The 13663-nt window shown below is 44.3% G+C and carries 11 protein-coding genes; all 11 read right to left on the bottom strand.

What is annotated here, in order from left to right; genetic code table 11:
* Positions 1–102 precede the first annotated feature (102 nt).
* Positions 103–1203, bottom strand: coding sequence for a stage V sporulation protein E (spoVE, locus tag M1J35_RS11785; RefSeq protein ID WP_034755851.1), 1101 nt, complete (start codon positions 1201–1203; stop codon positions 103–105).
* A 113-nt stretch (positions 1204–1316) separates the two neighbouring features.
* Positions 1317–2666 (bottom strand): UDP-N-acetylmuramoyl-L-alanine--D-glutamate ligase, encoded by a 1350-nt coding sequence (gene murD, locus M1J35_RS11780; RefSeq protein WP_224520309.1) that lies wholly within the window; start codon positions 2664–2666, stop codon positions 1317–1319.
* Complete coding sequence (gene mraY, locus M1J35_RS11775) at positions 2667–3641, bottom strand: phospho-N-acetylmuramoyl-pentapeptide-transferase (protein ID WP_034755857.1); 975 nt, start codon at positions 3639–3641, stop codon at positions 2667–2669.
* A 2-nt stretch (positions 3642–3643) separates the two neighbouring features.
* Positions 3644–3964, bottom strand: a complete 321-nt coding sequence (locus M1J35_RS11770) for a hypothetical protein (RefSeq protein ID WP_224520310.1) — start codon at positions 3962–3964, stop codon at positions 3644–3646.
* Between the two features lie 104 nt (positions 3965–4068).
* Positions 4069–5529 carry a UDP-N-acetylmuramoyl-L-alanyl-D-glutamate--2,6-diaminopimelate ligase gene (locus M1J35_RS11765; protein WP_254651296.1) on the bottom strand — a complete coding sequence of 487 codons (1461 nt, stop codon included), beginning with the start codon at positions 5527–5529 and terminating at the stop codon, positions 4069–4071.
* A gap of 206 nt (positions 5530–5735) precedes the next feature.
* On the bottom strand, positions 5736–7655 hold the full coding sequence (locus M1J35_RS11760; protein ID WP_034755865.1) for a stage V sporulation protein D: 1920 nt from the start codon (positions 7653–7655) through the stop codon (positions 5736–5738).
* Positions 7656–7816: 161 nt separating this feature from the next.
* Positions 7817–10009, bottom strand: coding sequence for a penicillin-binding protein (locus tag M1J35_RS11755; RefSeq protein WP_254651295.1), 2193 nt, complete (start codon positions 10007–10009; stop codon positions 7817–7819).
* The gene (gene ftsL / locus M1J35_RS11750) at positions 10009–10377 is read right to left on the bottom strand and encodes a cell division protein FtsL (protein WP_224520313.1); all 369 of its coding nucleotides are present in this window, start codon (positions 10375–10377) and stop codon (positions 10009–10011) included. Before ftsL ends, M1J35_RS11755 begins: the two co-directional genes overlap by 1 nt.
* A gap of 25 nt (positions 10378–10402) precedes the next feature.
* Entirely contained in the window at positions 10403–11338 is a 936-nt protein-coding gene (gene rsmH / locus M1J35_RS11745; protein WP_159361839.1) for a 16S rRNA (cytosine(1402)-N(4))-methyltransferase RsmH, read from the bottom strand.
* A gap of 38 nt (positions 11339–11376) precedes the next feature.
* A complete protein-coding gene (gene mraZ / locus M1J35_RS11740; RefSeq protein ID WP_254653743.1) occupies positions 11377–11808 on the bottom strand; it encodes a division/cell wall cluster transcriptional repressor MraZ in 432 nt (143 codons plus the stop codon).
* A 219-nt stretch (positions 11809–12027) separates the two neighbouring features.
* On the bottom strand, positions 12028–13647 hold the full coding sequence (gene bshC, locus M1J35_RS11735; RefSeq protein WP_254651294.1) for a bacillithiol biosynthesis cysteine-adding enzyme BshC: 1620 nt from the start codon (positions 13645–13647) through the stop codon (positions 12028–12030).
* Between the last annotated feature and the right edge of the window lie 16 nt (positions 13648–13663).

The raw sequence follows: 13663 nt of genomic DNA, 5'->3' as shown, positions 1-13663 counted from the left end.
AAAAAGAGACCGACTGAGAAAAATGGGAAGGAGTGGTGAGGTCTTTTATGACCATGCACTTCTTTCTGCCATTTTTCATGTGTCAATCTCTTTAGTGGAGCATTAGTTCCTCGAATAGCGGCTTATATTCAACAGGACACCTACAGCCATGAGCATGAGGGTCAAAGAGGATCCCCCGTAGCTCAAGAATGGAAGTGTAATCCCGGTTACGGGCATCAGCCCCGTCACGACCCCTACGTTGATCATCACCTGGATGGCAATCATGGACACGATCCCCAGAGCCAGGAAGCTGCCAAATAAATCAGGTGCCCCCAATGCGATCCTGATCCCTCTCCACAAGATCAATGAAAACAGGATCAATACTAGGGTTCCCCCTATAAATCCAAGTTCCTCTGCTAAAATAGCAAATATAAAGTCGTTTTGAGGTTCCGGTAAATAAAAGAACTTCTGTCTGCTCTGTCCAAGACCTAAACCGAATAATCCACCAGGTCCGATAGCATACAGGGACTGAATGATCTGGAAACCGCTATTGAGCGGATCCTGCCAGGGATCTAAAAAGGATGTGATCCGTTTAATCCGGTAAGGAGCAGAAATGACGAGTCCTACAAACCCAAGCAAACCGATCATGCCGAGTCCTACGAAATGTTTGATCCGGGCTCCGGATATGAAGATCATCACAACAGAAGTCCCCACCATGACGGTACCCGTCCCCAAGTCCGGCTGGAGCATGATCATTCCAAAAGCCGTAAACACAAGTAAAAGTGCCGGAAGTACTCCTTTTCTAAAAGAAGTAATATACTTTTGGTTCTCAGATAAATACTTTGATAGAAAAGCGATCATGGCGAGTTTCATAAACTCCGAAGGCTGAATGGAGAAGGCCCCCACCCCAATCCAGCTCCTCGAACCGTTCCGGAGTACCCCTATGCCGGGAATGAGAACGAGCACAAGGAGGACGAAGCATACGATGATGATGATCTTTGACCAGTTTCTCCATGTCCAGTACTCTACGTTCATGATGAAAAACATGGCGAATAATCCTACACCTGCGAAGAGCACCTGTCTTTTTGCAAAGAAAAAGGAGTCATTAAATTTGTAATCTGCCCATACAGCACTCGCACTGTATACCATGACCAGTCCAATCGCAAGCAAAGTGAGCGTAACCACAATGAGTATAAAATCGGGAGTCGATTTTTTTAAAGGCAATCCTAAACACCTCGAATAGACAAATTTAGAGCCGTTCGAGCATAGAAAACTACTGATCCCGGATTGAATGACTGGTTGTGTAAGTATGGATGCTCTATATGGACAAGCCCTTATTAAAGCTTATGCACGGCCTCGATAAACATGTCACCGCGTTGTTCAAAAGTACGATATTGATCCCAGCTTGCACATGCAGGGGACAATAATACGATATCCCCTTCCCGTGCATGCTCATACGCAACCGGAACCGCCTTTTCAACATTATCGACAGGAATAATCGTTTGTATCCCTGCCTTTTCCCCAGTCTTCACGAACTTCTCAGAGGTCTCTCCAAAGGTGATCAATGTTTTGACGTTTCCGAGGAATGGAATCAGGTCATCAAATTCATTTCCGCGATCCAATCCCCCTGCAAGCAGTATAGTAGGGGATTCAAATGCTTTAAGCGCACTTTTCGTCGCCAGGCTGTTCGTTGCTTTAGAATCATTGTAGAATTTGATGCCATTCATTTCCCGGACGAATTGAGTCCGATGTTTCACTCCGCCGAACGTACTCAATACTTTTTTGATACTATCATTTGACACCCCATATATTTTACAGGCTGCAACGGCACATAGGATATTTTCAAGGTTATGCGCTCCAGGAAGGACGATGGAGGATAAATCCACCACTTTTTCGTCTTTGAAATAAATCGAACGATCCTTAATATAGGCACCGCCTTCTATTTCCTTTTCGGTTGAAAAGCGAATTACCTGGGCTTTTGTAAAGCTGACCGTATCTTGTACATGCTCTTGGTCCCCGTTAATGATGAGATAGTCTTTTTCCGTTTGGTTTTTTGTAATATTGGATTTTGCTTTCCAATATTCGTTCAAGTCTCCATGGTAATCCAGATGGGCATCATACAAATTTGTAATGATGGCAATGTGCGGAGCGAATTCCTGGGTCCCCATCAGTTGGAAGGAAGATAGTTCGACTACCATCTTTTCGTCCTCTTTCGCATCCTGGGCCACTTCAGAAGCAACGGTTCCAATATTCCCGGCGATCAGAGGCTTTTGGTTATCCTCTTTCAACATTTCGAATAACAGTGTCGTGGTGGTCGTTTTTCCATTGGTTCCCGTGATCCCGATCATTTCCGCCTCTGAAATGAGATAAGCGAGCTCGACTTCTGTTAAAACGGGAATGTTCTTCTCCATCGCTTTTTTTATCAATGGGTTATGATATGGGATACCCGGATTCTTTATGACATATTGAAAGCCTTCATCGAGAAGCTCGATGGGATGACTACCGCATATGACTTTAATCCCTTCCTGAAGGAGCCCTTGAGCTTCGGGATTTTCCGATAAAGGCTTTTGGTCATTGACCGTAACAAATGCTTCTAACTTATGTAGGAGAGAGGCAGCACTTACCCCACTTTTTGCCAAACCTAATACCAGTACTTTTTTATGTTTGAATTTTGTAATGTTTTTCACTTATAACCACACCTCAATATAGATTCCTAAAACGGCAAAAAGTAATCCCACAGTCCAAAACGTGACGACGACACGCCACTCCGACCATCCGACAAGCTCATAGTGGTGGTGCAATGGGCTCATTTTGAAAATTCGTTTTCCTGTTGTTTTAAAGCTTGCCACCTGTAAGATGACGGAAAGAGTCTCAATGACGAATACTCCCCCAATAAGGATTAATATGATTTCAAGCTTAGTTAGAATGGCGATCGTGGCGATTGCGCCTCCGAGTGCAAGTGAGCCCGTATCTCCCATGAATACTTTGGCAGGATGGGCATTGAAGACGAGGAAGCCAAGAACCGCCCCCACCACCGCTACTCCGAAGATGGCAACATCATATTGGGATTGGCTCCACGCAAGTACAGCCAGTGCGCCGAATGCAATGGCACTTGTTCCGGACACCAAACCGTCCAGACCATCCGTCAGATTGACTGCGTTTGAAAATCCAACAAGCCAAAAGATAATGAATAAGCAATAAAACCAGCCTAATTCAAACGAAATATCCGTCAGTGGTATCGAAACAGTGGTCGGAAAGTCGTTTTGTTTAAAGATAAGATAGAAGATCACCGATATGACAATCTGTCCCAGCAGCTTCTGCTTGGAGGTCAAACCTAAATTCCTTTTCATCACGACTTTTATAAAGTCATCCAGGAAACCCAATAAACCAAATCCAACAGTCACGAGGATCATTAAATACGTTTCAGGGCCCGGTTCTGAATATTTACCGGTCATAACAAACGTCGTGATGACGATGGATACTAGGAACACGATTCCACCCATCGTTGGTGTACCGGTCTTTTTTTGATGCGACTCGGGCCCTTCATCCCTGATGCTTTGTCCAAACTTCAATCTTCTGAGGAAAGGGATAAATAATGGGGCAAGCAATACGGTTATGAGAAACGCCATTATGATGGTAAAAAAGATCACTTGTTCCATCATCGTCATTCCCCTCCCATTCCATCGGTTGGATCCTGTATAGATCTCTCCATAGTCATATCATTTGTTTGATGCTGTTCAGATTCACTGCTAAAAATAAACTTCGTCATAATTTCCCACTTTTCTTGATTGTAATTTTGTTTGTAACTCTCTTGTAAGTCTACATAAGCCCTGTATACATCTTCAACTATAAATAACGGAAAGTGATTGGGGACAAATGATGGGATTTCTTCACCCTTTCGCCAAAGGGAAGCAATCGCTCCTTTTTCAATGCTCCTAAAAAGGTTCACTTCATCACCTGCAGGTATATATAGTCCTTTCTCCATTCCCATCCTAGTTGAATTTGAAACTACTAAAAAGGAGTAGCCAGGCAAATGGATTCCTCTGGTTTCCGGAAACTTTTTTCTAACCTCATCATAAAGGAGCATTTCTACATCCCCTTGATGAAGTGTTTTGCCACTTCCCGGTCATCAAAATCGTATACATGATTCTCGATGATCTGATAGGTTTCATGCCCTTTTCCGGCAATCAGGACGACATCTTCCGGTTTCGCAAGACTCAAGGCTTCTTTGATCGCGTCTTTGCGATCAACGATCAATTGATATTGCTTGCCGACCACTCCGGCTTCCATATCCTTCAAGATGGCCTCTGGATCCTCTGTCCTGGGATTATCAGAAGTGAAAATGGCATAATCGCCATAATCACAGGCAATCTCCGCCATGATCGGCCTCTTGATCCTATCCCTGTCCCCTCCGCATCCTACCACTACAATGACATGGCCGTTTGTAATCGTCCTGATGGTCTCTAACACATTCTTCAAGCCATCCGGAGTATGGGCATAGTCGACGATGACCGAAAAGGGCTGACCTTCTGAAATGGTTTCAAACCGTCCCCTGACCCCTTTGGCTTTTTCGAGGCTCCTTATACTTTCATCAATTTGTATACCCGCAGCAAACGCTGTCGCTATTGCAGCCAGGGCGTTGTATACATTAAACTTCCCTGCATACTTTAAAACCATTTCCCGTTCCCCAAATGGTGTGACAAGGGTGAAGACCGACTCTGTTGCCCTAAGGACCACATCTTTTGCATGGAAGTCAGCTGATGGAGACAGTCCATATGTAATGACATGGGCGGCTGTAGACTTGATGAAATAATCAGATGCATCATCGTCCTTATTAATAATGGCATACTTAGGGGATTTCTTGAAATAAGTATTCCCTAATTGAGAAAACAATAAGCCTTTTGCATTACGGTAGTCTTCCATTGTTTTATGATAATCCAGATGATCCTGGGTCAGGTTCGTAAACACTGCTATGTCATAGTCACACCCATGCACACGTCCTTGATCCAAAGCATGTGAAGAAACTTCCATGATGGCGGACCTCACCCCTTTATCGCAGAATCGTCTGAACGTCTGCTGAAGAGTTAAACTGTCAGGCGTGGTATTATGGCTGACCTCCAACTCCTCCCCCACTTTGATATGCAGGGTTCCAATCAATCCTGTCTTCATCCCACTTTGAGTAAAAACATGATCGATGAGATGGGTCGTCGTGGTTTTGCCATTCGTCCCCGTCACTCCGACCAAAAGCAGCTGATGGGAGGGCTGTTTATAAAAATGGTCCGCTAGAATCGCCATCGCTTTCTTCGTATCGGGAACAATGATGACAGGAATGCCTGCATCCAGTCTCCTTTCTGCAAGGATCGCTGCTGCACCATTCTTCTCCGCCACCTCTGCAAGAGAGTGGCTATCGATTTCCAATCCATTGATACAAATAAATAAATCACCATTCTTTACTTTCTTGTGGTGATTCGCGATGTTTGAAATATCCGGATTCCCTTCACCATGTACTGAGAAAAACGGTAGTACTTCCAGCAAAGTGTGCAATCTCATCCTTTCAACTCCTCACAGGCAGAAAGCAACCTTTTTATATTTTACAAAAAAATATGAATGAAAGCTATCAACCTTTTAACTTAGTTCGATATCTTTTTTACGTCACGAGGACTGACACTTTATACCCCGGGGATCCATCCGTCCAAATCCCCGGCATAAATGAAAAGTATATCATGAAATGACGATCGTGTAGACCTTCTGGGCCATTATTCTTCAGATAGGTAGACCCTAACCTTTGAACCCTGTTTTATTTTCACTCCCGGGTCCGGAGACTGACTTACCACCTTTTCACCGCTTCCGCTTACATCCAGGTCAAGATTCACCAGTTGTTCCTGCAGTTCATTTTTCGTCAATCCGACCAGATCCGGGGTTTCAATCAACGGAGTGTCGGTCCACGTCATCTCTTTTTCAATTTGACCTTTACGCTTCGGTACCCCCATTGCCTCCAGACTATCACCTATGATACTCCCTCCGATCGGGGCTGCCACGACTCCACCGAATTGAATCGTCCCTTTCGGATTATCGACAGCGACATACACCACAATCTGAGGGTCATCTGCAGGAGCCACTCCCATGAAGGAAACGATATGATTGTTTTCCAGGTACTTACCATCCTTCGCCTTCTGCGCTGTCCCCGTCTTTCCCCCTACCCGGTAACCATCTACAAACGCTTTCTTTCCGCTTCCTTTGGCCACAACACTTTCCAACGCTTCACGAATCTGCTTTGACGTTTCTTCGGAAATGACCCTTTTCTTGATCTGAGGGCTCTTTCTCATGACCACTTCTCCGGTTGAAGGGTCGATAAGCTCTTTTGCGATATAGGGCTGATACAATATTCCTCCATTGACTGCCGCTGACACTGCTGCGACCTGTTGAATAGGGGTAACGGCCACCCCCTGGCCAAATGCGGTTGTCGCCTGTTCTACAGGCCCGACACGGTCCAGGTTAAAGAGAATCCCCTTCCCTTCCCCTTGCAGATCGATCCCCGTCTTCTCACCAAAACCAAAATCATGGATATAACTGAATAATTTTTCTTTCCCTAACCTTTGACCCAACTCGACAAATCCCGGGTTACATGAGTTCTGTACCACTTCAAGGAAGGTTTGTGTCCCGTGTCCCCCACGCTTCCAACAGTGAAGAGTCGACCCTGCCACTTCGATATGCCCTGGGTCATGAAAGGTTTCTTTATAGAGATCCACCTTTTTCTCTTCGAGGGCCGCTGCAAGCGTAATGATCTTGAACGTGGATCCTGGTTCATACGTGCTCCAAATCGGTAAATTCCGATTATAGATCTCCTGGGGTACATTACGGAAATTAGCCGGATCAAATGTCGGCCTGCTGGACATGGCGAGTATTTCACCATTCTTAGGGTTCATGGCGATGGCGATGATGCCATCTGGATTATACGTCGCCTCTGCGATATCCAATTCACGCTCAACGATGGTTTGCACTTTGGTATCGATCGTTAACTTTAAATCCAATCCATTCTCCGGCTTTTCAAAATCATCGGCCATATCAGGCATTCTCTTTCCTTTGGCATCGGAGAAGAATTTCACATACCCTTTATCTCCACTAAGCTCTTCATCATAAGAAAGTTCGAGCCCCATGAGCCCTTGATTATCGATTCCTGCGAAGCCGAGTACATGGGATAAATAACTTCCATATGGATAATAACGCTTAGAATCCTCGCCTAAGTACACGCCTTTCAAATTTAAATCCCTTACCTCTTTCGCTTTTTCATACGAGATCTTCCTTGCTTCCTTTATCAGCACCATATTGGCTTTCTGTGTTACATATTTATATGCAGACTCAACTGAAATATTAAGAACGGCTGCCAGTTTATCCGCTGTTCCTTGAGGGTCCGTAATTTGTCGTGGAACGACAAATATAGTCGGTGCACTTTGATTCCCTGCGAGTTCTACTCCATTTCGGTCGACTATTTTCCCTCTCTCAGGTTGAAATGGGATATTTCGACTCCAGGAGTCTTTTGCCAAACCGGTAAGCCAGTCCCCTTTAAAAAACTGAACATACCCCAGCCGGATATCTATGATGGAGAAAATAAGGACTCCTACTATAAGCGCTACTGCCAACCTCTTCCTTACCGTTACATTGGATACTCTTTTCACAAATGGAACCTCCCCTTCTATGGCTCGTTCCATTATATGCTTGGACTCATGGTGGTATGTTTCAATTCAATGAAAGAGTCCGGGCTTTCGGCAGGGGAATAGGGTTTTATGAATGGATGGACAAAAAGGGATGACTCCGGTAATTGAGTCATCCCTTTTGGTTAATTCAGCTGTTCTTCTTCTTTTTCTTTCGGTGCCGCCGCTTCTTCAGGGGTCTTGAAGTTGACGACGAGTGGCTCATCTTTCTTGACCTTTATCCCAGGCTGTATATTCTGACTGAAAGCATATCCATTTCCAACCATATTAATCTTCAGACCGGCGATATTGGCTACCTTAAAGACATCCCTTACAGACCACCCCTTCATATCGGGAATGGTAATGTCTCCATCGGTTTTGATCACGACTCTTTCCCCTTCAAGAGTGGCATTTCCGCCTTGAGGAAGCTGTTTGACCACTTGTGAACCATTTCCGACCACAACTGGAGTCACGCCTGCTTTTTCCAGTTCTTTTTTTGCTTCTTCCACGCTCATGTCCCTCGTTTCAGGGAGTGATTGTTTCTTTAGGCTCACTTTTTCCTGAGGTTTAATGTTCAGGTACTTTAAGCTGTTTTGCATGACGGGATTGAAGACCGCAGAGACCGGATCTGATCCGATTTCAGTCGGTTCCAGTTCAGGCTGTTGGACCCCGACATACACGATTAACTGAGGGTCGTCGATAGGGGCCATACCCATAAAGGAGAAAAGATAATTTTCCTTTCCGACCATATAACGGCCATTCGATGGATCAGGTATCTGACCCGAACCGGATTTACCGCCGACACGATATCCTTCTATTGCAAACTTCTGTCCTGTACCATGTTCAGATGTGACAGTCGTCTCCAGGTATTCCCTCGTCTTGATTGCCGTTTCCTTCGTGATGGGGCTTCCTGAAACTTCAGGCTTCGTCTCTTTGATGACTTTCTTTGTATTGGGATCGACGATCTTTGAAATGACATAAGGCTTCATCATTTTCCCATCATTGGCAATCGCCGACTCCGCCTGAATCATTTGAAGCGGTGTGACGGTCGTACCTTGACCAAAAATCGTCGTGTATTTTTCAATCGGGTAATGATACAATATCGAACCCGATGCCTCATTTGGCAGTCCTACGTTTGTCGCTTCACCAAATCCAAAGTCATGTAAATAGTTTTCATATTTCTTAAATCCGATTTTATCCAATAGGTTCGCAAATGCAACATTGGAAGATCTTTGAACGCCTTCAAGGAATGTAATCGTTCCCCAACCTTCTCCTCCATTGTGATCCCGGATCGGGTTTGGAACATTTTCCACATAATACTTACCAGATTCATAGGTTTCATTCGGATTGAACTTACCTTCATTCACTGCAGCTGCAAGGGAAAAAGACTTCATCGTGGAGCCTGGTTCATACGTATCTTCAACGATGATGTTGGTCCAGTTATCCAGGAGCCCCTCTCTTGTATCCGGGTGGAATGTAGGTCTTTGACTCATGGCAAGAATCTTCCCTGTTTTCGGGTCGGATACGATCGCAAACATTTTCTTAGGCTTATATTTTTTTTGGACTTCATTCATTGCTTCTTCCAGGAAGGTTTGAATCTTCTTATCGATGGTCAGATATAGGTCATCCCCATCTTCAGGCGGGGTAACATGTTCGTCTGAATTCGGCAGGAGATAGCCCCACACATCACTCTTATAAGAAACAGATCCATCCTTGCCTTTCAATACATCATTGAAACTTGCTTCCACTCCCATTTTACCCACGGTCGTAGAATCCCCATCGTCGTCGGTTTTTTTCTGAGCGAACCCGATAAGATGGGAGGCGAAAGAGCCGTTAGGATAAAATCGCTTCGCTTCCTTCCTGAATGTAACGCCAGGGATATCTTCTTCTTTAATGTCAAGCATCATCTGATGGGATAAATCTCTTCCTGCAGCACCGAATTCCACTTGATACGGACCTTTTCTGTTTAACCGGTCATAAATGTCACTTTCCTTCATATCGAGATACTTGGCGAGGACTTTGGCCGTTTTTTCAGGGTCTGTCACATGCTTGGGTTTCTTCGGATCACTGGTAATGCTTGGATCTAATATCGCAACCAGTGTATAGGCGGATGTATCCTCTGCGATGACTTCCCCTTTCCCGTCAAAAATGGTTCCTCTATGTGCTTCTAGAATATGACTTTTGATATATTTTTTTGCCGCTTGTGATGCCAGGACCTTCCCTTCCGCTTCTCCCGTGACCTGAATAGTGACGAAGCGGACCATTAATACAAAAAAGAGCAAGCCGAAAATCCCGAAAAGGATGGCTGCCCCTATGTTCATACTTGGCCTTTTTTTCATTATTGTTCAACAACCTTAACGTTCTTTTCTTTCAAGTTAAGTCCAAGTTCCTTTGCTTTTTCGAGAATACGCTCATACGTACTAAGTTCACTTACTTGGAGTTTCAGGTCATTGTTCGCCTTTTCCTGCTTTTCAATGGTCGTTTCTACGTGCTGAACCTCTTTGTTGACGTCATAAATGGCTGCCTGGGTCGAAACAATTTGAACCGCCAGGATACAAAATACCATTGCGAAGATGGCCACAAGGATTTTCTCACCCGGTGTGACAACGGACGTTCTTTCTTCATTCAGACGCTTGGGTTTGGCTTGAACGGACTGATAAGATTTCTCAACATTTTGCTGCTCATACTTTCTCGCTAAGTTACTCAAAATTCTCCCTCCTGTTTCCTTCTTTTTATATATTTTTTTCTGCGATTCTCAATTTAGCCGACCTGGCCCGATTATTTTCTTCTAATTCTTCTTCGCCAGGCAGGATCGGTTTTCTCGTAATCAGTTTAAGTTCTGCTTCATACCCCTCTGGGATAATAGGTAATCCTGGAGGCAAATCAGGTCCTGATGCTTTTTCCTTGAACATGGTCTTACAAATCCGATCTTCCAGCGAATGAAACGTAATGACGCTCACCCTTCCACCCTTATGAAGGAGCTGTATTGCCTGCTCCAAGGAATCTTCGAAAGCTCCCAGCTCATCGTTCACGGCAATACGGATTGCTTGAAACACCCTCTTAGCTGGATGGCCACCCTTTCGCCTTGCGGGTGCCGGAATTCCATCCTTGATCAATTCCACAAGTTCCCCCGTGGTTTCAATCGGTTTCACTTCACGCGCCGCTTCGATCTTTCTGGCGATTTGCTTCGAGAATTTTTCTTCTCCATATCGATAAAAGATCCTGACCAAATCTTCAAACGACCAATGGTTAACCACATCGAACGCAGTTACTTCCCCTTGTAAATCCATTCTCATGTCAAGAGGCGCATCATGGTGATAACTAAATCCCCTTTCTGGAGTATCCAGTTGAGGTGATGAAACACCAAGATCGTATAAAATCCCATCCACATTATGTACTCCGAGGTGTTCAAGTTCTTCTTTGATGTGTCGGAAATTTGACTGGACGAATGTCACTCTGTCCTTATAAGCAGAAAGCTTTTCTTTTGCATGGTTGATGGCTGTTTCATCCTGATCGAAGCAATACAGATGCCCTTCAGGCGATAGCTGACTGACGAGATATTCACTGTGCCCTGCACCGCCTAGCGTACAATCTACATATACTCCATCTTTTTTAATATCCAGGCCGTCTACGGTCTCTTTCAATAATACAGTTGTATGTTTAAACATGTTGACTTCACCTTTCCAATCGAACGTTTTGTGGGGGGCTAAATATCAAATCCCTCCATATTCTCTGCAAGCTCAGCAAATGAATCTTCAGACTGTGTGAAATAGTCTTCCCATAATGATTTACTCCAAATCTCAATTCGATTGGAAACTCCTAAAATAATGCATTCTTTATCCAATTGTGCATAATTCACAAGTGTAGCAGGAATATTCACCCTACCCGTTTTATCCAGTTCACTCTCGGTTGCCCCCGAGAAGAAGAACCGAGTGAAGGCACGGGCATCTTTTTTAGTCAGCGGCAGGGCTTTAAGCTTCTCCTCAAGGGATCGCCATTCATCCATGGGGTAACCAAATAAGCACTGATCAAGTCCCCGGGTGATGACAAATGAATCCCCGAGATGATCACGGAACTTGGCAGGTACAATTAAACGGCCTTTATTATCAATGTTATGTTGATATTCGCCCATGAACATATGCACTGCCCCCACTTTCTATCACAAATGTACCACATCCCCCCACTTTTCTCCACTCTTTTCTATATTCTTTCCTTACAAAATATTTCCTCTATTTTTCATTAGTGTTTTTCCTGCTTTTACAGACAAATTTCCAAGGTTGAATTTTGTCTGTAAACAACAGAAAAAGGACCAAATTCGCATATCAGAACGAATTTGGTCCTTTTTTCATTTGACCGATCAGATATAGATCACTTTATGAGTGCCATCAAAGGAATAATCGAGGGCGGTCAGGTCCCTTATGAAAGTGGGGCCATATTTATTTAGGAAGTAAAGGACATTCCAGGTTCTTTCCTGTGGTCCTTCATTTGGTCTGATACTGTTTTCCACTTTCGTGAATTGGGTGAAGATCAAGGAGTGCTTATCTTTTAACGCTTTATCAATTTTTTTGCGTAAATAATCGAACTGACCATGGTGGAATTCAAGATTCTTATCAAGGATCGGATTTAACCCCTGATCAATCGAGATGGCCTGTTTACGGATTTCCTCATATCGGCGTTCGAGTTCATCCTGAATGCTCTTCAGTTCCTTCTCTATCCCTGGTCGCTCAAGAGATTTCCAAAAGGCATCCCTGGCAGTTGCCACTCCTTCTGTAATGACTCCGTGAAGGGATAATTGGAGGTCTTCGATCCTCTTATTTATATCCCTTTCCACTATGGTGATATTCAACCTTGGTACAACAGGAGGCATCTTCAAATTTACATATTCAAACGCTCTTTTCAATTCTCCCCAGTAGGCTATTTCACCGGGGCCCGCGATGAACGCCAGGTTCGGGAATAACCATTCCTGCATCATTGGTCTTGTGACGACATTATTACTGAATGATTGGGGGCTTTTCTCCAAAATAGATAATAACTCAACGGAAGAGTATGTGTTTCCGCTATTTTTTTCAAAAAACGTATCCCCATCCCGATCTAACAAGGCCCGTTCATTCTGAACCTGCAGAAAAAGATTGGCGGCAGATGGAGAGATCTCCAGTTGAGTGTGAAAACCACTTTCCCGGATGTCACGCTGCTGCAGAAGGACCGCATCCGTTATAGACTGACTGTTTTCAATCAGATGACGAAAGTGTGCCGTTTCCAGTTTCCTTAGCGGAGGGTGGGAGGAATCAATGACCAGTAATCCGAAATCCTTGAATAGACTCATGACGATATGGGCAAAGAAGCGGACGATCGACTCTTCCTCATCGATCATCTGATGCAGCTCCTCTGAAAGCTGTTTTGAATGTTCCGTCTCCCCTAAAGCGACGAGAATGTCATCGAGCCATTTCTTCATCACTGATTTAGAATACGTTATGTGAGAGGTCATCTTTTTTTCCAATACTCTCTCGGGATACCCCACCTTTTCAAGCTTCGACCCTTTTTCAACGTATATATGATTCACTTCCTGATAATCATGGTCTTCACCTGCTATCCAAAAAACCGGTACAACCGGGTGCTTAAGGCGCGCTTCCTGCTGCCTGGCCAATTGGATGACTGAAATGATTTTATGTATGGTATAAAGAGGACCGGTCAATAGACCTGCCTGTTGACCTGCCACGACGGTAACCGCATTATCCCTCAGTTTCTCAAGTGCCCCTTCTACTTTATCTGAAGAAGGCAGGCCTTTCATATAGGAAGAGATACATTCTGAGAGACCCTCCCGAGGGAAAGTACGTGATCCTAAATCCTCCATCCGTTCCTCATAAACGGATGGTTTATTGATATTATAATGAAAAAAAGAAGTGACAGGCTCTTCTTGTTTTAAATATTTAGACGCAAACTGATTTATTGCTGGAATGTTTAAGCTTTCCAATTCCATATGAATTACTCCTTTT

Source organism: Rossellomorea sp. KS-H15a (genome assembly GCF_024195245.1).
Taxonomy (GTDB): Bacteria; Bacillota; Bacilli; order Bacillales; family Bacillaceae_B; genus Rossellomorea; species Rossellomorea vietnamensis.
Note: the sequence above shows the minus strand (reverse complement) of the source record. Positions and strands in the feature narration are given on the sequence as shown.